21 protein-coding genes are annotated in these 21,633 nt (G+C 61.6%); 6 read left to right on the top strand and 15 right to left on the bottom strand.

The window, feature by feature from the left end; all coding sequences use genetic code 11:
• Positions 1-150: 150 nt before the first annotated feature.
• Both putA and AAEZ08_RS05585 read right to left on the bottom strand, forming a co-directional pair.
• Positions 151-3,312, bottom strand: a complete 3,162-nt coding sequence (putA, locus tag AAEZ08_RS05590; RefSeq protein WP_500123883.1) for a bifunctional proline dehydrogenase/L-glutamate gamma-semialdehyde dehydrogenase PutA — start codon at positions 3,310-3,312, stop codon at positions 151-153.
• Between the two features lie 263 nt (positions 3,313-3,575).
• Complete coding sequence (locus tag AAEZ08_RS05585) at positions 3,576-4,331, bottom strand: AraC family transcriptional regulator (protein ID WP_058063970.1); 756 nt, start codon at positions 4,329-4,331, stop codon at positions 3,576-3,578.
• 125 nt (positions 4,332-4,456) lie between these two features.
• On the opposite strand from AAEZ08_RS05585, the gene lon reads away from it, so the two are divergent.
• The 4 genes from lon to cmoB all read left to right on the top strand — a co-directional run bounded on the left by lon (position 4,457) and on the right by cmoB (position 9,231).
• Positions 4,457-6,844, top strand: coding sequence for an endopeptidase La (gene lon, locus AAEZ08_RS05580; protein ID WP_500123882.1), 2,388 nt, complete (start codon positions 4,457-4,459; stop codon positions 6,842-6,844).
• Positions 6,845-7,053: 209 nt separating this feature from the next.
• Complete coding sequence (locus AAEZ08_RS05575) at positions 7,054-7,455, top strand: protease inhibitor I42 family protein (RefSeq protein ID WP_500123881.1); 402 nt, start codon at positions 7,054-7,056, stop codon at positions 7,453-7,455.
• Between the two features lie 73 nt (positions 7,456-7,528).
• Entirely contained in the window at positions 7,529-8,272 is a 744-nt protein-coding gene (cmoA, locus tag AAEZ08_RS05570; protein WP_500123880.1) for a carboxy-S-adenosyl-L-methionine synthase CmoA, read from the top strand.
• Positions 8,269-9,231: a tRNA 5-methoxyuridine(34)/uridine 5-oxyacetic acid(34) synthase CmoB gene (gene cmoB / locus AAEZ08_RS05565; RefSeq protein ID WP_003282140.1), complete on the top strand. Its 963-nt coding sequence runs from the start codon at positions 8,269-8,271 to the stop codon at positions 9,229-9,231. The genes cmoA and cmoB overlap by 4 nt, the downstream gene beginning before the upstream one ends.
• Before the next feature lie 15 nt (positions 9,232-9,246).
• Here the strand turns inward: cmoB and AAEZ08_RS05560 are convergent, their stop codons facing one another.
• A complete protein-coding gene (locus AAEZ08_RS05560; protein WP_003282139.1) occupies positions 9,247-9,534 on the bottom strand; it encodes a hypothetical protein in 288 nt (95 codons plus the stop codon).
• A 132-nt stretch (positions 9,535-9,666) separates the two neighbouring features.
• Here AAEZ08_RS05560 and AAEZ08_RS05555 point away from each other — a divergent pair, with 132 nt between their 5' ends.
• Both AAEZ08_RS05555 and AAEZ08_RS05550 read left to right on the top strand, forming a co-directional pair.
• The gene (locus tag AAEZ08_RS05555) at positions 9,667-10,620 is read left to right on the top strand and encodes a LysR substrate-binding domain-containing protein (RefSeq protein ID WP_500123879.1); all 954 of its coding nucleotides are present in this window, start codon (positions 9,667-9,669) and stop codon (positions 10,618-10,620) included.
• A complete protein-coding gene (locus tag AAEZ08_RS05550) occupies positions 10,605-10,811 on the top strand; it encodes a DUF2905 domain-containing protein (RefSeq protein WP_003282135.1) in 207 nt (68 codons plus the stop codon). The genes AAEZ08_RS05555 and AAEZ08_RS05550 overlap by 16 nt, the downstream gene beginning before the upstream one ends.
• Before the next feature lie 53 nt (positions 10,812-10,864).
• On the opposite strand, the gene pdxJ is transcribed toward AAEZ08_RS05550, so the two are convergent.
• The 12 genes from pdxJ to rpoE form a co-directional block, all read right to left on the bottom strand.
• Entirely contained in the window at positions 10,865-11,611 is a 747-nt protein-coding gene (gene pdxJ / locus AAEZ08_RS05545) for a pyridoxine 5'-phosphate synthase (protein ID WP_003302303.1), read from the bottom strand.
• A complete protein-coding gene (gene recO, locus AAEZ08_RS05540) occupies positions 11,604-12,293 on the bottom strand; it encodes a DNA repair protein RecO (RefSeq protein WP_058063967.1) in 690 nt (229 codons plus the stop codon). The genes pdxJ and recO overlap by 8 nt, the downstream gene beginning before the upstream one ends.
• Before the next feature lie 48 nt (positions 12,294-12,341).
• Positions 12,342-13,253: a GTPase Era gene (gene era, locus AAEZ08_RS05535; protein ID WP_500123878.1), complete on the bottom strand. Its 912-nt coding sequence runs from the start codon at positions 13,251-13,253 to the stop codon at positions 12,342-12,344.
• Positions 13,246-13,935, bottom strand: a complete 690-nt coding sequence (gene rnc, locus AAEZ08_RS05530; RefSeq protein ID WP_003282130.1) for a ribonuclease III — start codon at positions 13,933-13,935, stop codon at positions 13,246-13,248. Before rnc ends, era begins: the two co-directional genes overlap by 8 nt.
• Positions 13,932-14,309, bottom strand: coding sequence for a DUF4845 domain-containing protein (locus tag AAEZ08_RS05525; RefSeq protein WP_003282127.1), 378 nt, complete (start codon positions 14,307-14,309; stop codon positions 13,932-13,934). Before AAEZ08_RS05525 ends, rnc begins: the two co-directional genes overlap by 4 nt.
• A gap of 92 nt (positions 14,310-14,401) precedes the next feature.
• Positions 14,402-15,256 carry a signal peptidase I gene (gene lepB, locus AAEZ08_RS05520; RefSeq protein WP_003282125.1) on the bottom strand — a complete coding sequence of 285 codons (855 nt, stop codon included), beginning with the start codon at positions 15,254-15,256 and terminating at the stop codon, positions 14,402-14,404.
• A gap of 1 nt (position 15,257) precedes the next feature.
• On the bottom strand, positions 15,258-17,057 hold the full coding sequence (gene lepA, locus AAEZ08_RS05515; protein ID WP_003282123.1) for a translation elongation factor 4: 1,800 nt from the start codon (positions 17,055-17,057) through the stop codon (positions 15,258-15,260).
• Between the two features lie 189 nt (positions 17,058-17,246).
• Positions 17,247-18,662 (bottom strand): DegQ family serine endoprotease, encoded by a 1,416-nt coding sequence (locus AAEZ08_RS05510; RefSeq protein WP_003282121.1) that lies wholly within the window; start codon positions 18,660-18,662, stop codon positions 17,247-17,249.
• A 36-nt stretch (positions 18,663-18,698) separates the two neighbouring features.
• Positions 18,699-19,151, bottom strand: a complete 453-nt coding sequence (locus AAEZ08_RS05505) for a SoxR reducing system RseC family protein (RefSeq protein ID WP_003282120.1) — start codon at positions 19,149-19,151, stop codon at positions 18,699-18,701.
• On the bottom strand, positions 19,148-20,092 hold the full coding sequence (locus tag AAEZ08_RS05500; RefSeq protein WP_036991275.1) for a MucB/RseB C-terminal domain-containing protein: 945 nt from the start codon (positions 20,090-20,092) through the stop codon (positions 19,148-19,150). Before AAEZ08_RS05500 ends, AAEZ08_RS05505 begins: the two co-directional genes overlap by 4 nt.
• A gap of 8 nt (positions 20,093-20,100) precedes the next feature.
• Positions 20,101-20,688 (bottom strand): RseA family anti-sigma factor, encoded by a 588-nt coding sequence (locus AAEZ08_RS05495; protein ID WP_003282116.1) that lies wholly within the window; start codon positions 20,686-20,688, stop codon positions 20,101-20,103.
• Positions 20,689-20,719: 31 nt separating this feature from the next.
• Positions 20,720-21,301, bottom strand: a complete 582-nt coding sequence (gene rpoE / locus AAEZ08_RS05490; protein WP_003282114.1) for an RNA polymerase sigma factor RpoE/AlgU — start codon at positions 21,299-21,301, stop codon at positions 20,720-20,722.
• Positions 21,302-21,633: the final 332 nt, after the last annotated feature.

Here is a 21,633-nt window from a genome sequence, read left to right as displayed (position 1 = left end):
GACCCAACCCGGGCCCGTCAGTGGCGGAAGAGCGTCCGCCAACTGTCCAATTGTTGTTGTATTCCGGCCGCCTGAGCGGCCGGGAGGTTTAGCGTGATGCGCCAGGTGAATGACCAAGGCCATTCACTCGGTGGTACAGCGTGAATGCGTTCAGTCGTCTCCGAGCGATAGCAGCGAGGCGTTGCCGCCCACCGCTGTGGTGTTGGTGGAGGTGGTGCGCTCGTTGGCGAAGCGCAGCACATAGCTGGGGCCGCCCGCCTTCGGACCGGTGCCCGACAGGCCACAGCCGCCGAACGGCTGCACGCCGACCACGGCACCAATCTGGTTGCGATTGACGTAGAGGTTGCCGACCCGCGCCAGTTGCTCGATGCGTTCGGCGGTTTCCTCGTTACGGCTGTGTACGCCGAGGGTCAGGCCGTAGCCGGTGCCGTTGATCGCCGCGACGACCTTTTCCAGGTCCGCCGCGTCGTAGCGCACCACGTGCAGCACCGGGCCGAACTGCTCTTTCTTGAGCTGGTGAATGCCGTCGATCTCGAAGGCGACCGGCGCCACGAAATGACCATTGAGGCCAGCCGGCAATGTCGCCTCGGCGATCAGGCGCCCTTCGCTCTTGAGCTGCTGGATATGCGCCAGCAGGCCTTCGCGGGCTTCCTGGTCGATCACCGGACCGATGTCGTTCTCGCGCAGATGGGTCGGGCCAATCTTCAGCTCGGCCATGGCGCCCTTGAGCAGCTCGATCACGCGGTCGGCGATATCACGCTGCACGTAGAGCACGCGCAAGGCCGAACAACGCTGGCCGGCACTGGTGAAGGCGGAGCCGACGGCATCCTTGATCACCTGTTCGGGCAACGCGGTGGAATCAACGATCATCGCGTTCTGTCCGCCAGTCTCGGCGATCAGTGTGGCGATCGGGCCTTCCTTCTCGGCCAGCTGGCGGTTGATGATGCGCGCCGTGTCGGTCGAACCGGTGAAGCACACGCCGACCACCCGCGGATCTCGACAGAACACGCCACCCAGGGTGGCACCGTCGCCCGGAAGGAAGGCGATCGCCTCTTTCGGCAGGCCGGCTTCGAACATCAATTCAAGCGCACGCGCAGCGATGAGGCTGGTCTGCTCGGCCGGCTTGGCCAGCACGGTGTTGCCGGCAACCAGCGCGGCGGTGATCTGGCCGAGGTAGATCGCCAGCGGGAAGTTCCACGGGCTGACGCAGACGAACACGCCGCGGCCTTCATGGAACAGCTCGTTGCGCTCGCCGGTCGGGCCCTTCAGCTCTTCGCGGCCGAGCTTCTGCCGCGCCTGCTGCGCGTAGTAACGGCAGAAATCCACCGCCTCGCGCACTTCGTCGATACCGTCCTGCAGCGACTTTCCGGCTTCCACGGTGCACAGCGCCATCAGCTCGGCGCGGTGCTGCTCCAGCAGAGCGCCGAGGCGCTCCAGCACGGCGGCACGGGTCTCCACCGGCGTGGCATTCCAGGTCGGCCAGTAAGCTGCCAGGCGATCAACGGACTGGCGCGCCTGCTCGGCGCTGGCGAACTGGGCCTGGCCGACAACCTTGTTCAGGTCATAGGGGCAACGCACCTCGGACGGCGTACCGGCGAGCCTCTGCCCGCTGATGACCGGCGCAGCCTGCCACTGGCGCTCGAGGAAAGGTTGGTAGGCGCTGGCCAGGTCGTTCCATTGGTTCTGGATATTCATGTTGATCCCTTGGGAGTTCTTGCGATTGCCGAACAGCGCCGGCGGCAGCGGAATGCGCGGGTTGCCCAGTGCGGCGAATCTGCGTAGCTGGGTTACCGGGTGATCGATCAGCGATTCGACCGGCACGCGCGGGTCGACCAGCTGGTGGACGAACGATGAGTTGGCACCGTTCTCCAGCAGGCGACGCACCAGATAGGGCAGCAGGTCCTTGTGCGCGCCAACCGGGGCGTAGATCCGGACGTTGCGGGCGTACTTCTCGATCACCGTGTCGTACAGGGCATCGCCCATGCCGTGCAGGCGCTGGAACTCGAACTCGCGCGGCTGTGAGGTTTCCTCGGCCATGGCCAGGATGCAGCTGACAGTGTGTGCGTTGTGGCTGGCGAACTGCGGGTAGATCACCCCACGGGTGTGCTCGGACAACAAGTAGCGCGCGCAGGCCAGGTAGGAGGTGTCGGTACCTTCCTTGCGGGTATAGACGGGGTAGCCATCCAGGCCCTGGACCTGGCACTGCTTGATCTCGCTGTCCCAGTAGGCGCCCTTTACCAGCCGCAGCGGAATGCGCTCGCCAAGCTCGCGACCGAGCAAGGTCAACCAGACCAGCACCGGCAGGCAGCGTTTGGAATAAGCCTGGATGACCAGGCCGAACTCACCCCAGCCGGCGATGGCCGGATCACGCAGGAGCTTTTCGTACAATTCCAGCGACAGCTCGAGGCGATCAGCCTCCTCCGCATCGATGGTGATCCCGACATTGCGCTGACGGGCCAGCACGGCCAACTCACGAACACTGCCGAACAGCTCGCTGAGCACGCGCTCGCGCTGGGCGACTTCATAGCGCGGATGCAGCGCCGACAACTTGATCGATACCGACGGACGCGGGCCCTTGCCGACCTGCGGCTCGGCGCCGACGGTTTCCACGGCCTGACGGTAGTCGGCCATGTATTTGGCGGCGTCTTCGGCAGTCAGTGCCGCCTCACCGAGCATGTCGAACGAATAGGTGTAGCCCTTCTCGCGCTGAGGACGGCCGTTCTTCAGCGCTTCGGAAATGGTCCGGCCAAGCACGAACTGCTTGCCCATCAGCTTCATCGCCTGGTTCATTGCGCTGCGGATCACCGGCTCGCCGGAGCGCTTGAGCAGGCGGCCGATGACGTTCTTCGGGCTGCCATCGGCGTTTTCCGGATCGACCACCTTGCCGGTCATCACCAGCCCCCAGGCGGCGAAGTTGACCAGCACGTTGTCGCTCTGGCCGAGGTGACGTTCCCATTCGGCGGCGTTGAGCTTGTCGCGAATCAGCGCGTCAGCCGTGGCGGCATCCGGCACGCGCAGCAGCGCTTCGGCCAGGCACATCAGCATCAGCCCTTCCTGGGTGTCCAGGCTGTACTGGCGCAGCAACGCATCGAGGGTATCGACGGCATTGTCACGCCCGCGCACCGCCTCGATCAGGCTGCGCGCTCGCTCGCGAATACCGGCAATACCCACCTCACCGGGATCGGCAAGCTGCAGCAGTTCGGTGAGATATTGCGCCTCGTCAACGGCGTAGTTGGCGCTGATGGCGGGAAAGAATTCCGCGGCTTTCTGGTTGGCGAAGGCGCCTTCCAGCACGTGACCGGCCTTGAACATGCGCCGCTCCTCTTATGATTGTGTCTGCTTATAGGTCTAGTCCACGGCCAGGCTGTTGGTGCAGCACAAGACAATGAGCCAAGTCGGGAGACGGAATGTAGGGGCAGCACGACGCGTCGTTCTTGCGCAAAACTACGGAAGTTTTACGAAAAACTACGAAAGCCGGGCGCGGAAATGCGGTGGCAATGAAAGCGCACCAGGATGGCGCAGAAATATGCCCCAAGTAGCTGAAGAGCCCGAAAACAGGGCGATCAGAAGAAAGCTCAGGAGTCGGACTTGCGCAATCCGCGAGGAGTCAGACCGAGGTAGCGGCGAGTTGCCGTGGTCAATGCGCTCTGGCTGGAGAAACCGCACTCCTCGGCAATCCGCACCAGTGGCAGCGGCGTTTCGCGCAGCAGGCGGGCGGCACGATCGAGACGGGTCTTGAGCAGGTACTGGTGCGGCGTGAGGCCGACGCAATCCTTGAACTGGGCGTGGAAGTGGCTGGGGCTGAGGCAGGCCACCTGGGCCAACTCGGCGACCGTGATGCGTCGCGCCAGGTTGTCCTGAATATGGCTGTCGAGGCGCTGCAGATCGAGCGGTCCGGCCGGACGCTGCACTGACTCGCCGAACAGTCGCAGGTGCAGTGCCCGCAACAGCACGCCGCCCAGCGCCCGGGCCAGCAGCGGGTCGCTGCCGTAGCGCGCCAGCTCGGCACCGGCGTAGGCCAGCAGGTTCTGGAAATCGGCATCCAGCGCCGGGTAGCGTGGCGCTTCGAACAGCCGGGCCAGCAGCTCGGGGTCCTCGGTGCCGACATCCTGCTCGTCGAGATCGATGATCAGCATGCGGTTGTCGCCCATGCCGGCGAAGCCATGATCGGCATCGCCCGGCACCAGACAGGCGCGCATCCGGCAGACTTCGCCGCCGGAGCCATTGACCTCGAATTCCGCGCGCCCAGAAAGCGACATCACCAACTGGTGATAGTCGTGGGCGTGCTGGTGAGTCTGGTCATCCAGGCGAAGCAGACGGGCGTTGAGCATGATGGGCACCTGTGCGTGCAAGCACTGTACCGAAGCCGGCATGAAGTGCCCACCCCCACGCGACGGGATTGAAATCATCTGCGCCACCACCCATCTAAGGTGCACGTATTCGCAACGGGTGCCGCATGAACGACGACGTCAATCAGGATCATATCGAGCAGGAAATCATCTCCTCCAACGGTCTCGTACTGCCCGATCAACAGCAGCCGGACAAGCTCTACATCATCCCGGTGCACAACCGGCCGTTCTTCCCGGCGCAGGTGTTGCCGGTGATCGTCAACGAAGACCCCTGGGCCGAAACCCTGGATCGCGTAGCGAAGACGCCGCATCAGCGAGTGGCCCTGTTCTTCGTCGATTCGCCAGTGCTGGACATGGCCACGTTCGACCCGGACAGCCTGCCCGAACACGGCACCATGGTCCGTGTGCACCACGCCTCACAGGAGGGTGGCAAGCTGCAGTTCGTCGCCCAGGGCCTGGCGCGGGTGCGCATCCGCGGCTGGCTGCGGCGCAAGCCGCCGTATCTGGTAGAAGTCGATTACCCGAAGAGCGATGACGACCCGCGTGACGAGGTGAAGGCCTACGGCATGGCGCTGATCAACGCGATCAAGGAGCTGCTTCCGCTCAACCCGCTGTACAGCGAGGAACTGAAGAACTACCTGAACCGCTTCAGCCCCAACGACCCGTCGCCGCTTTCGGACTTCGCTGCCGCGCTGACCACCGCGCCTGGCGTGGAGTTGCAGGAAGTGCTGGATACCGTGCCAGTGCTCAAGCGCATGGAGAAGGTGCTGCCGCTACTGCGCAAGGAAGTGGAAGTCGCCAGGCTACAGAAGGAGCTGACCGGTGAGGTGAATCGCAAGATCGGCGAGCGTCAGCGCGAGTTCTTCCTAAAGGAACAGTTGAAGATCATCCAGCGCGAGCTGGGCATCACCAAAGACGACAAGAGCGCCGATGCCGACGAGTTCCGCGCTCGCCTCGAAGGCAAGGTGGTGCCGCCCGCCGTGCAAAAGCGCATCGACGAGGAGCTGAACAAGCTGTCGATTCTCGAGACCGGTTCGCCGGAATACGCCGTCACCCGCAACTACCTGGACTGGGCCACCGCCCTGCCCTGGGGGGTGTACGGCAAAGACAAGCTCGACCTCAAGCGCGCGCGCAAGGTACTGGACAAGCACCACGCCGGTCTCGATGACATCAAGAACCGCATTCTCGAGTTTCTCGCCGTCGGCGCTTTCAAGGGCGAGATCGCCGGCTCCATCGTGCTGCTGGTAGGCCCGCCGGGCGTGGGCAAGACCAGTATCGGCAAGTCCGTTGCCGAATCACTCGGCCGGCCGTTCTATCGTTTCAGCGTCGGCGGTATGCGCGACGAGGCGGAGATCAAGGGTCACCGTCGTACCTACATCGGAGCCCTGCCCGGCAAGCTGGTGCAGGCGCTCAAGGATGTCGAGGTGATGAACCCGGTGATAATGCTCGACGAGATCGACAAGCTCAGCAGCAGCTACCAGGGCGATCCGGCCTCGGCGCTGCTGGAGACGCTGGACCCGGAACAGAACGTCGAATTCCTCGACCATTACCTGGACCTGCGCCTGGACCTGTCCAAGGTGCTGTTCGTCTGCACGGCCAACACGCTGGATTCGATTCCCGGCCCGCTGCTCGATCGCATGGAGGTGATCCGCCTGTCCGGCTACATCGCCGAGGAGAAGCTGGCCATCGCCAAGCGTCACCTGTGGCCCAAGCTGCTGAACAAGACCGGCGTGCCCAAGCAACGCCTGGCCATCAGCGACAGCGCCATGAAAGCGGTGATCGAAGGCTATGCCCGTGAAGCAGGTGTGCGTCAGCTGGAGAAGCAGCTGGGCAAGCTGGTGCGCAAGGCAGTGGTGCAGCTGCTGGAAGCCCCCCAAGCGGAGCTGAAGATCACGCCGAAGGACCTGGAAAGCTACCTCGGCAAACCGGTGTTCCGCAGCGAACAGGTGCTCTCCGGGGTAGGTGTGATCACGGGGTTGGCCTGGACCAGCATGGGCGGCGCCACACTGCCGATCGAGGCCACGCGCATCCATACGCTCAACCGCGGATTCAAGCTCACCGGTAAGCTCGGTGACGTGATGAAAGAGTCGGCAGAGATTGCCTACAGCTACGTCAGCTCGAACCTGAAAGCCTTCAAGGGCGACCCGCAGTTCTTCGACCAGGCCTTCGTCCATCTGCACGTGCCGGAAGGCGCCACACCGAAGGACGGCCCCAGCGCCGGCATCACCATGGCCAGCGCGCTGCTCTCCCTGGCGCGTAATCAGCCTCCGAAGAAAGGCGTGGCCATGACCGGCGAGCTGACGCTGACCGGCCACGTGCTGCCGATCGGCGGAGTGCGCGAGAAGGTCATCGCCGCGCGGCGGCAGAAGATCTTCGAGCTAATCCTGCCGGAAGCCAATCGCGGCGACTTCGAAGAACTGCCAGACTATCTCAAGGAGGGTCTGACTGTGCATTTCGCCAAGCGCTTCGCCGACGTGGCCAAGGTGCTGTTCTGAGAGGTGCAGCAGGCCTATAGCGAGCATTCCCCGCGAGGGCGCGCCTCCCGCTGGTGCGGTGGGCGGCCTGGCCTCGCGGCGTTGTCTTACGATCGGGAGTACTGGATCGCCCGCGGTACATCCACCATTCCACGGTCCGCAACGCCTGCTTGCCGGTGCTCGGCCTCTTTTGGGCTATGCTTCCCACTCCATTCCGACCGGTGCCGATCATGCCTTTCGACATCCCTCGCCTATTGCTGCCCGCCAGTTTCGCCCTGCTCGCGGCTTGCTCGAGCAGCGACAAGACGGCCTCCAGTGTGGTACTCGGCGACGACAACCGCTGCCCGCAAACGCTGCAGAGCGGCCAGCAACTCATCGTCAGCCTGCCGAGCAACCCGACCACCGGCTTTCGCTGGGTTCTGCATGAAGCCGCAGCGGAACAACTGCGCAGCCTCGGCCCCGAAGTGTTCAGCAATCCGAAAGGTGACATAATCGGCGGTGACGGCCTGTCGACCTGGCGCTTCGAGGCGCAGAAGTCCGGCAGCGGCCGGCTGTACCTCACCTATCAGCGCCCGTGGGAGGCCGACGCCGAGCCAGCGGGCATGTTCGATTGCCGGATCGAGGTACGCTGAGTCGGGCAGAGCCCGCGGCGAGCGTGGTTTCGGCTACAATGCCGCCCCGTTTTCACACACGCCGCCCGACACCGTGAGTCACGATCCCGACCGTCTGTTCGCCCAGCCCCTGCCCCGCATTCAGGACTTCGTTTTCAACGAGGACGTGGTGCGGGTGTTTCCCGACATGATCAAGCGCTCTGTGCCCGGTTACCCGACCATCGTCGAGAACATCGGCGTGATCGCCGCTCAGTTCGCACAGCCGCATACTCATCTGTATGACCTGGGCTGCTCGCTGGGCGCTGTGACCCAGGCATTGCGGCGCCACGTGACGGCCGAAAACTGCCAGGTCGTCGCCGTGGACAACTCCGCGGCAATGGTCGAGCGCTGCCGCGAATACCTCCACGGGCAGGACTCTATGTTCCAGGAGCTGTTGCCGGTCGACGTCATCGAGGGCGACATCCTGGCTCTGCAGTTCCAGCCCAGCTCGCTGGTGGCGCTAAACTTCACCCTGCAGTTCATCGCACCGGAACAGCGCCCGGTGCTGCTCAGCCGCATTCGCCAGGCACTGGTACCCGGTGGCGCGCTGATCTTGTCGGAAAAGCTGCGCTTCGAGGATGAAGACGAGCAACAATTGCTGACCGATCTGCACATCGCCTTCAAGCGCGCCAATGGCTATAGCGAACTGGAAATCGCCCAGAAACGCAGCGCCATCGAGAACGTGATGAAGCCCGACAGCCTGGAAACCCATCGCCAACGTCTACTGGATGCCGGCTTCTCTAAAGTCGTGCCCTGGTTCCAGTGCCTGAATTTCGCCTCGCTGATCGCCCTGCCATGAACCTCGATCTGACTCCCCTCGCCTGGCGCCTGGCCGGCACCCCGCTGGCCGCCTGGGCCAACGGCGTTCAGCAGCAGCTGGATGCCAAACTCGCGGTCGGTCACGGCGATCTGCCGCGCTGGCGGCGTGCCGTCGATGCGCTGCCTGCGCTGGCGCCTGTGCAGGTCGAACTGCGTGACAGCTTCCGCCTCGACGCGACCTGTGACGACGCCACGCGCCAGGTCACCCACGATGCGCTGATGGGGCTCTCGCCATGGCGCAAGGGTCCGTTCGACGTATTCGGCGTACATGTCGATACGGAATGGCGCTCGGACTGGAAATGGGACCGGGTCGCACCGCACCTGAATCTGGCCGGCAAACGCATCCTCGACGTCGGTTGCGGTAACGGCTACTACATGTGGCGCATGCTCGGTGCCGGCGCCGACAGCGTGGTCGGGGTCGACCCGAACTGGCTGTTCTTCTGCCAGTTCCATGCGATGAAGCGCTACCTGCAGGAGCTGCCGGTCTGGCATCTGCCGTTCGCACTGGAAGAACTGCCGGCCAGGCTCGAAGGCTTCGAGACGGTGTTCTCCATGGGCGTGCTCTACCATCGCCGCTCGCCGGTCGACCATCTGCTCGATCTCAAGGACTGCCTGGTACGCGGAGGCGAACTGGTACTGGAAACCCTGGTGGTGGAAGGCGACGAAAACACCGCACTGGTGCCGGAAGACCGCTATGCGCAGATGCGCAACGTCTGGTTCCTGCCCTCGGTGAAGGCGCTGGAATGCTGGTTGCGCCGCGCCGGCTTCGTGGACGTGCGCTGCGTCGACGTCAGCGTGACCAGCGTCGCGGAACAGCGCAGCACCGAGTGGATGCGCTACCAGTCGTTACCCGACTTCCTCGACCCGCAAGACCACGGCAAAACGGTCGAAGGCCTGCCGGCCCCGATGCGCGCAGTACTCCTCGCCCGCAAGCCCTGACAGCAGGTTGGCCGCTCAGCGAGCGTGGCGCGCAGGGCATCGACGCTTGCGCCGCTGCGCTACCAACTGGCGCAACGGCGCCTGAGCCATTTCACTGAGCCGGCGCCGATCCAGATCGCGCGAAGCCAACTGGAGATCATCCAGCTTCAGCAGTCGCCGATACAGGCGCCGCTGCCGCCAGGCGCGAAACCAGTCCTGCAGGTTGCGCTGCAGATCCAGCGGCCACATGGCCGGCATATAGAAGTCCGGCATCTGCGCCTCGGATTTTTGCCGTACATGGGTATCGCGTCGTTCACCAGGCATGCTCACCTCCGCTTCGCTCGCGGGGGCCACGGGCTGTGGCGCCTCCGGTTGCCTAAAGGATGAGCGGGCATCAGTCGTTCAAACAAACGACTAATATGAAATCCTGTGTTCAGAAAAACTGAAGCCTACCCTATGCCCGAGCCGCTTGAGCAATCCACTACCCCCTCAACGCCGCTGCTGGAAAGCGATGTCCTGCGCACCTTCGTTGCTATTGCCGAAAGCGGCAGCTTCACTCGCGCCGCGGGACAGATCTATCGCAGTACCTCGGCGGTCAGCATGCAGATCAAGCGCCTGGAAGAGACCCTTGGGCGCTCGCTGTTCGTCCGCGAGGCGCGACAAGTGCGCCTTACACCGGCCGGCGAGACGCTGCTCGGCTATGCCCGACGCCTGCTCAAGCTCAACGAAGAAGCCATTGCGCACTTCCTCCAGCCAGCGCTGCAGGGTCGCGTGCGCTTCGGTACGCCGGCGGATGTCGGGACGCGCATCCTGCCCGGTCTGCTGGCGTTGTTCGCCCGCAGCCATCCCGGAGTCGAAGTGGATGTGTCGGTCGCACGCAGCATCGACATGATCGAGCGCATCGACGCAGGCGAACTGGACCTCGCCCTGGTCACCGTCGGCAATCTTGGCCAGGACGATTCGCGGGGCGAGCCGATTCATAGCGAACCGCTGGTCTGGGCCGGCCGCAGCGGTGGTGTCGCCGCGCTGCGCACGCCGCTGCCGCTGGCGCTGGCCAGCCCAGATTGCGCCTGGCGGCGACAGGCACTGGATGCCCTCGACCGCATCGGCCGCAGCTACCGAGTGGCCTACTCCAGCGAACAGACTTCGGGACAGGAGGCCGCGATGATTGCCGATCTCGCCATCGCGCCCTACCCATCAAGCCTGATTCGCCCGCCCCTGCAGCGTCTCGATGGGCAGCATGGGTTGCCACAACTGGGCGAGTATCAGATCAAGCTGCTACGTGGCAGCAATCGCAGCGAAGCCGTTGAGGTGCTGGCCGCACAGGTGATCGCCGCCTTCGTCGAATACCGCACACGACCGGCCAAGCGATTGGAGCGAAACGAGGAGATCAAATGGCACGCTGGTTGATCGTGGCGGGCGCTGCGCTGCTACTGCTCGGCATCGCCTGGCACTACTTCCCATGGCTGCTGAACTGGTTCGGTCGCCTACCGGGAGACATCCGCATCGAGTCCGAACGCAGCCGGGTGTTCATCCCGATCACCTCGATGGTGATTCTCAGCGTGGTGCTGACCGTACTGATCAACCTGTTCCGCCGCTGAGCAGCGCCGTTCGGCGGAGGATCGCGAACGCGCCCTCCAGCGGACGGCTTGTCTCACCCCCGCGCTGCGGCGCTGAGGATCAGGTGCTTCATTTCCTTGACCGCCTGCTTGAAGCCTACGAACAGCGCATGGGCGACGATGGCGTGGCCGATATTCAGCTCATTGACGCCCCGGATCGCGGCGATGGCCTCGGCGTTGTGGTAATGCAGACCATGGCCGGCATTGACGATCAGGCCGTGACTCAGGCCGGCCTCGACACCATCGCGAATGCGCGCGAGCTCGCAGGCCCGCTCGGCAACGCTGTGGGCATCGGCATAGCGACCCGTGTGCAGTTCGATGGCCGGCGCACCGACCCGGGCCGCCGCCTCGATCTGCCGCGGATCGGCATCGATGAACAGCGAGACTTCCGCGCCGCAGCCACGCAAACGCTCAACCGCCTCGCGAATGCGCGCCTCCTGACCGGCGACATCCAGCCCACCCTCTGTCGTCAGCTCCTGGCGGGTTTCCGGAACCAGGCAGACATGCTCCGGTCGCAACTGCTCGGCGAACGCGAGCATCGCCTCGGTGACGCCCATTTCGAAGTTCATCCGCGTCTGCAGGGCGTCCTTCATCATCAGCACATCGCGTTCCTGGATATGCCGACGATCTTCACGCAGGTGCACGGTGATGCCATCGGCACCGGCCTCTTCAGCATCCAGCGCAGCCTTGACCGGGTCAGGATAGCGGGTACCGCGGGCCTGACGCAGCGTGGCGACATGGTCGACGTTGACGCCGAGCAGAATTCGATTGGCTTCAGTCACGCGGGGCCTCCTTCAGATTCATGAACAATTCGCGGCTGACCAGCGGTCGACCGCCCAGATGGGGTGCCAGAGCCTGGCGCATCAGCCGCTTGGCCGCGGCGAGCGCGCCCGGAACCTGCCAATCGGCCTCGGCCATGGCCAATAGTTCCGCGCCATTGAACAGCCCCGGCTGAAATCCCGCGACCGGCTCCAGGCCGGCATCGGGCAACAGATGATAAACACGCTGCGGGTCGATCGGCTGGCCGGCGATGTCTACATCGAGGGCAAAACCATAGCCCAACTCGCTGAGCAGCCGCCATTCGAAGGCACGCAGCAGCGGCTCCAGCGGCCGATGTGCGGCCAGGGCCGGCAGTGTGGCGACGTAATGATCGAAAAGTGCGGGGTGCGCGTCTTCGGCAGGTAGCAGGCGAATCAGCAGTTCGTTGAGGTACATGCCACTGAACAGTGCCTGGCCATCTAGCCAGTGCGCCGGGCCGGCGCTTTCGATACGGGCAACGGTCTTCAGCTCGGACTTGCCACGCAGCTCGACTTCCAGCGATACGAAGGGACGGATCAGACTGCCGGCCCTACCACGCGCGGCACGCATGACGGCACGCAGCCGGCCCTGCGGGGTGAACAGGTCGACCAGCGCGCTGCTTTCCTTGTACGGACGACTGTGCAGAACGAACGCAGGTTGGTGCATGGCAGCCCAGAAGGTGCGCGATGCGCACCGTTGATTGCGGGTCGGCGCTTACTGGTAACCCAGCGAATGCAGCGCGCGCTCATCGTCGGACCAGCCACCCTTCACCTTGACCCACAGGTGGAGCATTACCTTGGAGTCGAATAGCACCTCCATGTCCTTGCGCGCTTCCTGGCCGATACGTTTGATGCGCTCGCCCTTGTCGCCGATGATGATCTTCTTCTGCCCGTCACGCTCGACCAGAATCAGTGCATGGATGTGCAACACGCGGCCTTCCTGCTTGAAGTCCTCGATCTCCACGGTGATCTGGTACGGCAGTTCGGCACCGAGCTGGCGCATGATCTTCTCGCGGACCAGTTCAGCGGCAAGGAAACGGCTGCTACGGTCAGTGATCTGATCTTCCGGAAAGAAATGCTCACTCTCAGGCAAGCGATCGGCGACCAGTTTTTCCAGCGTTTCCAGATTCTGCCCGTGCTGCGCCGAGATCGGCACGATCTCGGCGTTCGGCAGTTGTTCGGCCAGCCAGCGCAGATGCGGCAGCAGCTCGGCCTTATCTTCGACACGATCGGTCTTGTTCACCGCGATGATGAGCGGTCCAGTGACGTACTGCACGCGCTCAAGCACGGCCTGGTCCTCGTCGGTCCAACGGGTGCGATCGACAACGAATATCACAACATCAACGTCCTTCAACGCTGACGCCGCGGTCCGATTCATGTAACGGTTGAGCGCCGTTTCACCGTTCTTGTGCAGCCCGGGCGTATCGACATACACGGCCTGCACGCTGCCTTCGGTCTTGATGCCGAGCATGTTGTGGCGGGTGGTTTGCGGTCTGCGCGAGGTGATTGCCAGTTTTTGCCCAAGGATATGGTTGAGCAGGGTGGACTTGCCGACGTTCGGCCGGCCAACGATCGCGACGTACCCGCAACGGCTAACGACCTCGGGCTGTAGCTGTTCGTCAGTCATGTCCATTCTCCACGCCCAAGGCGATCAATGCGGCTGCCGCAGCAACCTGTTCGGCAATACGGCGGCTGGCGCCCTGCCCATGGGTTTTATCATTGAGCAAAGCCACCTGACATTCGACGAAGAACGTGCGGCAATGCGGTTCGCCCTGGATATCTACCACCTCATACCGCGGCAAATCACAGGCGCGCGACTGCAAGAACTCCTGCAGGCGCGTCTTGGGATCCTTGTTGGTGTCGACCAGGGTCAGCCCCTGCAGCTCGTTGGCCAACCAGGCGACTACCCGCTCGCGCGCAACGTCCATACCGGCGTCCAGGTAAATGGCACCGATCAGTGCTTCGAGGGTATCCGCGAGAATCGACTCACGGCGAAAACCGCCGCTCTTGAGCTCACCTGAGCCCAAGCGCAAGTATTCGCCGAGCTCGAATCCACGAGCCAACACCGCCAGCGTCTCGCCTTTGACCAGTCGAGCCCGCAGACGCGATAGCTGCCCCTCACGGGCTTGCGGAAAGTGATTGAACAGCGCTTCACCGGCAACAAAATTGAGGATGGCGTCGCCAAGAAACTCCAGACGCTCATTGTTGCGCCCGGCAAAGCTGCGATGGGTCAGAGCCAGGAGCATGAGCTCCTGGTCCTTGAATTGATAACCGAGCCTGCGCTCGAGACGGGCTAACGAAGTGCTCACGGCATCCTTAGGCGATATTCTTTGTCGAAGTTCGCCACCAGATCGAGGTTGCGGATCAGCGGCTCGCGTTTTTCGTATTTCAGGTGCGCTCTGAATTCGTTGTTCTGGATCTCGACCTTCAGCGCTTCCTTCAGATCGATGTCCTGGATGCCGTTGACCTGCATCCCCTTGCTGACATGACTATAGAACTCCCCGACGCTGCGAATATCTAGCGCTTCGTCGGTTTCCACGGATTGAATGATCTTGTCCATGGACATGTAATCGAAATAATGCGGGAACATCTTGAATCCGGTACTGGCCACAAATGCCACAACCGCCAGGACCATGATCCAGCTCAGCATGGACAGCCCTTTTTGCGAACGCGCAAAACTCATGTCGACCTCTATGTCGTTACGATACCCGCCGATCGGGGCAGGACAAATATAGCGACCCTGCGTCGCTCAACAGGGGCCGCAATTCACAGCTTTCAGTGAATCAGGCCCACGCGGGAGAAATTCGGCAGGTTGCCGAGCTTCGGATCAGGCCAGCTCATCCAAACGGCGAAAGCCTTGCCTACGATATTGCGATCCGGGACCATCCCGGCAAGCTCGGAGGGAATCGACTCATCTTGCCAGTAACGACTGTCGTTCGAGTTGTCGCGGTTGTCGCCCATCATGAAGTAGTGTTCCGCCGGCACAATCCACTGCCGGCTCGGCTCGATGCGATAGCGCCCCATTTCCTTGCGGATCAGGTGTTCCATCTCTCCCAGCTTCTCCCGATACAACACCGCACTGCCCAAGCTGCCCGGCTCCTCGCCGACCAAGGTTTCGGCAACCAGCTGATCGTTGACGTACAGCCGCCGATCTCTGCTATAGCGCACGATATCCCCCGGCAAGCCAACGACGCGCTTGATGTAGTTGATGCTCGGTTGATTGGGGTAGCGGAAGACCATGACATCGCCACGCTTCGGATCGCTGACTTCAATCACCTTCGTATCCACCACAGGCAGGCGAATGCCGTAGGCAAACTTGTTCACCAGAATGAAGTCACCCACTTCAAGTGTGGGAATCATCGAACCGGATGGAATCTGGAACGGCTCGACCAGGAACGAGCGCAACACCAGCACGATGGCCAGCACCGGAAAGAACGACTTTCCGTATTCGATCAGCACTGGTTCCTTGTTCAAGGCTTCGAGCGTTGATGGGTCAATTTCCCCGGTGCGCCCTTCGTAGTTGGCGATCGCGGCCCGCCTGCGAGGTGCGAAGAACAGCAAATCGCTGAGTGCCAACAAGCCACAAACAGCTACTGCGATAACCAGCAACAAAGGGAAATTAATCGACATATCAGCTATCTACCTTCAACACCGCGAGGAAGGCCTCCTGCGGGATTTCGACGTTGCCGACCTGCTTCATGCGCTTCTTACCGGCTTTCTGCTTCTCCAGCAGCTTGCGCTTACGGCTGACGTCGCCACCGTAGCACTTGGCAAGAACGTTTTTGCGCAACGCCTTGACAGTACTGCGAGCGACAATCTGACCGCCGATAGCGGCTTGAATAGCGACGTCGAACATCTGGCGCGGGATCAGCTCCTTCATCTTCTCGACGAGGATGCGGCCCTTATAGTGGGCATTGTCACGGTGGACGATCAAAGCTAGCGCGTCGACCTTGTCGCCATTGATCAGGATGTCCAGACGCGTCAGGTTCGCCGACTGGAAACACTCGAAGCTGTAATCCAGCGAGGCGTAGCCGCGACTGCACGACTTCAAGCGGTCGAAAAAGTCCAGTACCACCTCGCTCATCGGCAGGTCGTAACGCACCTGCACCTGAGTTCCGAGGAACTGCAGATCACGCTGCACCCCTCGTTTCTCGATGCAAAGGGTGATGACGTTACCCAAGTGCTCTTGCGGCACGAGGATATTGGCGCGCACGATCGGCTCGCGCATGTCCTCGATGGAGGACACATCCGGGAGCTTGGACGGGCTATCGACATAAATGGTGTCGCCGTTCTTCAGCACGATCTCATAGACCACTGTCGGCGCAGTAGTGATCAGATCCAGATCGTATTCGCGCTCAAGCCGCTCCTGGATGATCTCCATGTGCAGCATGCCGAGGAAGCCGATACGGAAGCCGAAGCCCAGCGCGTCGGAGCTTTCCGGCTCGTATTGCAGCGCTGCGTCATTGAGGGTGAGCTTCTGCAATGCCTCGCGGAAATCCTCGAAATCATCCGAGCTGACTGGGAACAGACCCGCATAGACCTGCGGCTTGACGCGCTTGAAGCCGGGCAGCATTTCCACATCCGGCGTGCTCGACAGTGTCAGCGTGTCGCCCACTGGAGCGCCGAGAATGTCCTTGATGCCAGCGATGATGAAGCCCACTTCACCGGCCTTCAGGTCTGCCGTGGCGGTGTGCTTGGGATTGAAAACGCCGACGCTGTCCACCTGGTGGACCTTACCGGTGGATTTAACCAACACCTTGTCGCCCTTCTTGATACGACCGTGACGCACCCGTACCAGAGAAACGACGCCGAGATAGTTATCGAACCAGGAGTCGATGATGAGCGCCTGCAGCGGCGCCTCGATATCACCGGTCGGCGGCGGTATGACGGCGACCAGACGCTCGAGCACCTCGTCTACGCCCATGCCACTCTTGGCACTACAGGCGACGGCGTCGGTGGCATCGATACCGATGATGTGCTCGATCTCTTCCTTGACCTTATCCGGGTCGGCCTGCGGCAGATCCATCTTGTTCAGCACCGGCATTACCTCAAGGCCCTGCTCGATCGCCGTGTAGCAGTTGGCAACCGATTGCGCCTCGACGCCCTGGCCGGCATCGACCACCAGCAGCGCACCCTCGCAGGCGGCCAGCGAACGGCTGACTTCATAGGTGAAGTCGACATGGCCAGGCGTATCGATGAAGTTCAGCTGGTAGGTCTTGCCGTCGCGCGCGGGGTAATAAAGCGTGACGCTGTGGGCCTTGATGGTAATGCCGCGCTCGCGCTCGAGGTCCATCGAGTCCAGGACCTGTGCTTCCATTTCACGCTCGGTCAGACCGCCGCACATCTGGATGAACCGGTCGGCCAGCGTCGACTTGCCGTGATCGATATGGGCGATGATGGAAAAGTTGCGGATATGACTCAGGTCGCTCACAGCTCAACACTCGGAAAAGTCGCGGGCCGATTGCCCGCCGAAAATAGCCGCGAAGTGTAACTGATCAGTCCTGGCAGTGCCACGCACAAGCCATTCGCATGCCGACCAGTAGCGCTGATGCCTGTTTCAAATACGCTAAAAACAAAAAGGGCGGCCCGACGACCACCCTTCTGTTTTACTTCACCGGCGTTATTCGGCCAGCTTGAACGTGATGAAACTGGCACGTCCCTGTCGCAGTACGCGCATCGAAACCGAGCGGTTCTTTGGCAGCTGCTCAGCCACCCGACCGAAGGTTGCTGCGGAGTTGATGGCCTGGTTGTTCAGGTGGGTGATCACATCACCGGGGCGCAGGCCGATCATCGCCGCAGGCCCATTGAGTATCTCGGTGATCACCACGCCGCCGGGCAGATCGAGGCTCTTCTTCTGCTCCTCGGTCAACTCGGTCACCTTCACGCCCAAGCGGTTATCGCTGCGCTCCTGGCCACCGCTGGAGGCCGCTACCGCTTCGCCCTCTTCCGGCATGGCGCCAATGCTCACCTCGAGCATCTTGCGATCACCGTCGCGCACTACTTCCATCCGCGCCTTGCTGCCAGGCTTCAAAGCGCCTACCAGATGGGGCAGGTCGGCCGACATGACGATAGGCTTGCCGTTGAGGCTGAGAATGACATCACCCACACGCAGCCCGCTTCGCGCTGCCGGACCACCGTCCATTACCTGAGCTACCAGCGCTCCGGCAGGCCGCTCGAGACCAAAGGATTCGGCCAGGTCTTTGTTCACCTCCTGAATAACCACACCGAGCCAACCGCGGCTGACCTTGCCATCGGTGCGCAGTTGATCCGCCACGTCCATCGCCACATCAATCGGGATCGCGAAGGAAAGCCCCATGAAGCCACCGGAACGCGTGAATATCTGCGAATTGATGCCGATCACCTCACCCTTCAGATTGAACAGCGGCCCGCCCGAATTACCCGGGTTGATCGCTACGTCGGTTTGAATGAATGGGACGTAGCTCTCGTTAGGCAGGCTACGACCGGTCGCACTGACGATACCTGCGGTCACCGTGTGATCGAAGCCGAAAGGCGATCCAATTGCCAGCACCCACTCACCAGCCTTCAGCTCATCGGAACGGCCAATCTTCACGGTCGGCAGCCCCTTACCCTCAACCTTGAGGACAGCTACATCCGAACGCGGATCAGCACCAACCAGCTTCGCTTCAAGCTCGCTCCGATCAGGTAAGCGGACGATGATTTCATCGGCACCGGCGACCACATGATTGTTGGTCAGCACATAGCCATCGTCGGAAATGATAAAACCCGAACCCAAGGATTGCGCTTCACGCTGCTGCCCGCGACCGGGCGCCCCTGGCATCTGCGGGATGCTGTGCTCGAAGAACTCACGAAAGATGGGCGGCAGCCCTTCAAGCTCGGGCATCTGCGACGTGGTGCCACGAGTCGGCACCTTTTGCTTGGTACTGATGTTCACCACTGCTGGCGAGGCACTTTCAACCAGCGGCGTAAAATCAGGCAAAGCCGCCTGCGCGACCATGGCCTGCCCGAACAACGCAAGGCCCGCCACGAAGGCAAAGCAGCTATTTCGATTGAACATGACTACAAGTCTCCCCACTGAACAAAACAAGAAAGCTCAGGGACTCGCAGGCCCCGCGAGCATGGCGCGCAAGACCACCGGCTGCAGATTCGGGTCACCCGCTGTGCTCCGGCTTCGCATACGCACAAGCAGCCAGGAAACGAAGAATCCCCCGAGGCCGGCCAAAATGATGATTGGCTCGCGCACCGTGAACTGGGCCGCAACAGTTGCCGCCGCCATCAGCATGATCAGGGGAAGAAGATAGACAAGGACGGCACCGCGCAGCAATACGTCCTCACGGATACCAACAATGACCGAATCACCAACTTGTAGCTGCAGGTCACAAAGCGCCCGAATCAGCCCGCGACGCTCACGCACGCCTAACGTATCCATCAGACCTTGACCACAACCACTCTTGGCGGAGCAGCCGGAACAGGTGCTCTTGCGCCGAGTTTCGACCCATACCGCGCCGTCATCGAGTGCAATAACCCGCCCCGGCTCCTCGATCATCTTTGCGCCTGTTCTGCGCCCACCCGCATGGAAAGCGCCACTCGCTCTGCAGTCCCTAGTGGAATTTCTCCGACCACGGTGACCATCACGTCGCCATCAGCCGTACTGATGCGCTTGGATACCGCAACGGTCGGTCCCATCTGGCTTCGGGCATCTTCGACCAATGCGCCACGCAGGGGCTCGAGAAACACCGAGAACTTGGCGAGGCCGTCGCCATAGGACAGCCAGGAAACCATTTCAGACGATGCCGGACTAGGACGCTCATTGGCATCAAGCAGCTTAAAACCTGAAGGCAACCAATCGGATCGCCAAACCGAAGAGGGGCTGGCTTCACGCTTGCTTACCGATAACGATTTACAAGCAGCACCAGCAGTCAGCTGCTGCTGGTCGATCGCATCAGTTGAGAAATGGGTGAATTGAAAGCGCTCAAGCAATTGACCCTTTTCGTTCAGCATCAACGACTTGAGCGGCAGGGCAGTGTCTCGATCAAGGTGCAATTCAAAACCGTAGCGATGCTGATCCCGCGGAACTACCGCCAGCGCAATCGCCGCGCGGCCGGCGACACGGGAGTCACCAATCTCACGAAACTCGTACCACTCGGAAAGCGCCTTCGGGTCGAAACGCTGGCCGTGCCAGACTTGAGCCTCGCGAACCTGCGCGGCCAGGTCGTCAGTGGCACATTTCACATGCCCATCGACCAGCAAGACCTCTGCGGGCGCACCATCAAGCTGAAGCAAACGTTCCTGCACACGACCGTCACCAACCTGCTGCCACACAGCATGGCTGGAGAAGCTACCGTTTCGTTCGTATACGAAGGTACCTGCGTAACTCTGCTTATGCTCCGCTGTCGCAAGGCGTTCCATCCAAGCTCCAGCATCAGCAGCAAGGGCCGGCATTGATAGCCAGCCCCCGATCACCACATACAGCGGTAAGACGCGCATGTTTCTCCCTAACGTTCTTCCATGCTGGCCGCGCGAGCGTAAGGCAGCGCGCTCTCCGATCCATTACCAAAAGCAGCTTGCTGCGCATGCTGACGAATATACGAAGGCAGACGCTCTTCGTGCCAGCGTTCGACCGGCGCGCCATCAGCCGTGGCCTGCACAGGCACCTCCGCTTGCTCGCTGTAACCAGCCAGCACTGTCGGCCCCTGGTTGGTTTGCGGTACGGAAATGCTGGGCTGCGGAGCCTGCTGAGCTAGTTGCGGACCAGCCACTTCATTCTGGTTGTACAAGCGTACACCTGCCAGGACTGCGACTGTAACCGATGCGGCTACTGCCAGACGACCCAGACTCTTCCAACCGTTGCGCTGAGCCTTGGCTGGGGCGGCCTCGTCGGCCAAAGCTGCCGATACTGCCGAAGCAATATCGAGGCGTGGCTCAATCAACTCCTTGTGCATGGCGGCACGGGCAAGCTGATAGCGCGACCAGGTAGCACGCAGCTCCGGATTGTCGCCTGCGAGCATGCGACGTAATTCCAACTCGTCCGCTTCGTTATCCATCACCGCGGACAGCGATTCATGCAGGGCTTCACGACTCATGGCTGTTCCTCTCTTGGCTGTCGCCGCTGTCTCAGGATTCGTGCAACAAGGGTTGCAACGCTTTATCTATGGCTTCGCGTGCCCGGAAAATCCGAGAACGCACTGTGCCCACCGGACACTGCATGACGCTTGCAATGTCTTCATAACTAAGACCATCAAATTCACGCAGTGTTAGAGCAGTACGCAAATCTTCGGGCAAAAGCTGAATAGTTCGATGAACGGTATCTTCGATCTCATCCCTGAGCAGCGAGCGCTCCGGCGACTCGATGTCCTTCAGGGCATGATCGCCTTCGTAGAACTCGGCATCCTCGGAACTCACGTCACTATCTGGCGGACGCCTACCGCGCGCTACCAGATGATTCTTCGCCGTATTAATGGCAATGCGGTACAGCCATGTATAAAACGCGCTGTCGCCGCGAAAATTTGCAAGTGCGCGATAGGCCTTGATAAACGCCTCTTGAGCGACATCCTGAGCCTCATGGGAGTCATGCACGAATCGCACGATTAGCCCAAGGATCTTGTGCTGATATTTCATTACCAGCAGATCAAACGCTCGCTTGTCTCCACGCTGCACTCGTTCAACCAGTTGCTGGTCCTGCTCCTGGGTTAACATGAACGCTTCCCTCCATTAGCGGAGGAGCGTCGCTCACACCAGTGAACCGACCTGCCAGAATAGACCCGGGCTTTACGCAAAAGTTCTCCCCCTCCTAGCAAGCTATCCTGCAATACCTGACGGCGATTGCACCGCAGCGTTGCGCTAGATCGACTAGCGACGCCGTCCTGGTGTCCATAGCAAACACGCACCGCCCATTCACGATGGCCAGCTGGTTTGCACTCACAACTGCCTATTGAGCTGTCCAAACGAGAAAAAGTTCCCCCTCGTTAGAAGACAACTGCGTAGTCATCTATTTTGACGCTACATCCCGTCTATATACTAGGGTTCGT

Source organism: Pseudomonas sp. E45-MNA-CIBAN-0222 (assembly GCF_040310405.1).
GTDB classification, from domain to species: Bacteria; Pseudomonadota; Gammaproteobacteria; order Pseudomonadales; family Pseudomonadaceae; genus Stutzerimonas; species Stutzerimonas stutzeri_AC.
This window is presented reverse-complemented; position numbering and strand designations above follow the sequence as displayed.

Excerpts from the sequence above, each read along its gene's own strand:
- putA (WP_500123883.1), bottom strand. The coding sequence starts at position 3,312 with ATGTTCAAGGCCGGTCACGTGCTGGAAGGCGCCTTCGCCAACCAGAAA.
- AAEZ08_RS05585 (WP_058063970.1), bottom strand. The coding sequence starts at position 4,331 with ATGCTCAACGCCCGTCTGCTTCGCCTGGATGACCAGACTCACCAGCAC.
- lon (WP_500123882.1), top strand. The coding sequence starts at position 4,457 with ATGAACGACGACGTCAATCAGGATCATATCGAGCAGGAAATCATCTCC.
- AAEZ08_RS05575 (WP_500123881.1), top strand. The coding sequence starts at position 7,054 with ATGCCTTTCGACATCCCTCGCCTATTGCTGCCCGCCAGTTTCGCCCTG.
- cmoB (WP_003282140.1), top strand. The coding sequence starts at position 8,269 with ATGAACCTCGATCTGACTCCCCTCGCCTGGCGCCTGGCCGGCACCCCG.
- AAEZ08_RS05560 (WP_003282139.1), bottom strand. The coding sequence starts at position 9,534 with ATGCCTGGTGAACGACGCGATACCCATGTACGGCAAAAATCCGAGGCG.
- AAEZ08_RS05555 (WP_500123879.1), top strand. The coding sequence starts at position 9,667 with ATGCCCGAGCCGCTTGAGCAATCCACTACCCCCTCAACGCCGCTGCTG.
- AAEZ08_RS05550 (WP_003282135.1), top strand. The coding sequence starts at position 10,605 with ATGGCACGCTGGTTGATCGTGGCGGGCGCTGCGCTGCTACTGCTCGGC.
- recO (WP_058063967.1), bottom strand. The coding sequence starts at position 12,293 with ATGCACCAACCTGCGTTCGTTCTGCACAGTCGTCCGTACAAGGAAAGC.
- era (WP_500123878.1), bottom strand. The coding sequence starts at position 13,253 with ATGACTGACGAACAGCTACAGCCCGAGGTCGTTAGCCGTTGCGGGTAC.
- AAEZ08_RS05525 (WP_003282127.1), bottom strand. The coding sequence starts at position 14,309 with ATGAGTTTTGCGCGTTCGCAAAAAGGGCTGTCCATGCTGAGCTGGATC.
- lepB (WP_003282125.1), bottom strand. The coding sequence starts at position 15,256 with ATGTCGATTAATTTCCCTTTGTTGCTGGTTATCGCAGTAGCTGTTTGT.
- AAEZ08_RS05510 (WP_003282121.1), bottom strand. The coding sequence starts at position 18,662 with ATGTTCAATCGAAATAGCTGCTTTGCCTTCGTGGCGGGCCTTGCGTTG.
- AAEZ08_RS05505 (WP_003282120.1), bottom strand. The coding sequence starts at position 19,151 with ATGATCGAGGAGCCGGGGCGGGTTATTGCACTCGATGACGGCGCGGTA.
- AAEZ08_RS05500 (WP_036991275.1), bottom strand. The coding sequence starts at position 20,092 with ATGCGCGTCTTACCGCTGTATGTGGTGATCGGGGGCTGGCTATCAATG.
- AAEZ08_RS05495 (WP_003282116.1), bottom strand. The coding sequence starts at position 20,688 with ATGAGTCGTGAAGCCCTGCATGAATCGCTGTCCGCGGTGATGGATAAC.
- rpoE (WP_003282114.1), bottom strand. The coding sequence starts at position 21,301 with ATGTTAACCCAGGAGCAGGACCAGCAACTGGTTGAACGAGTGCAGCGT.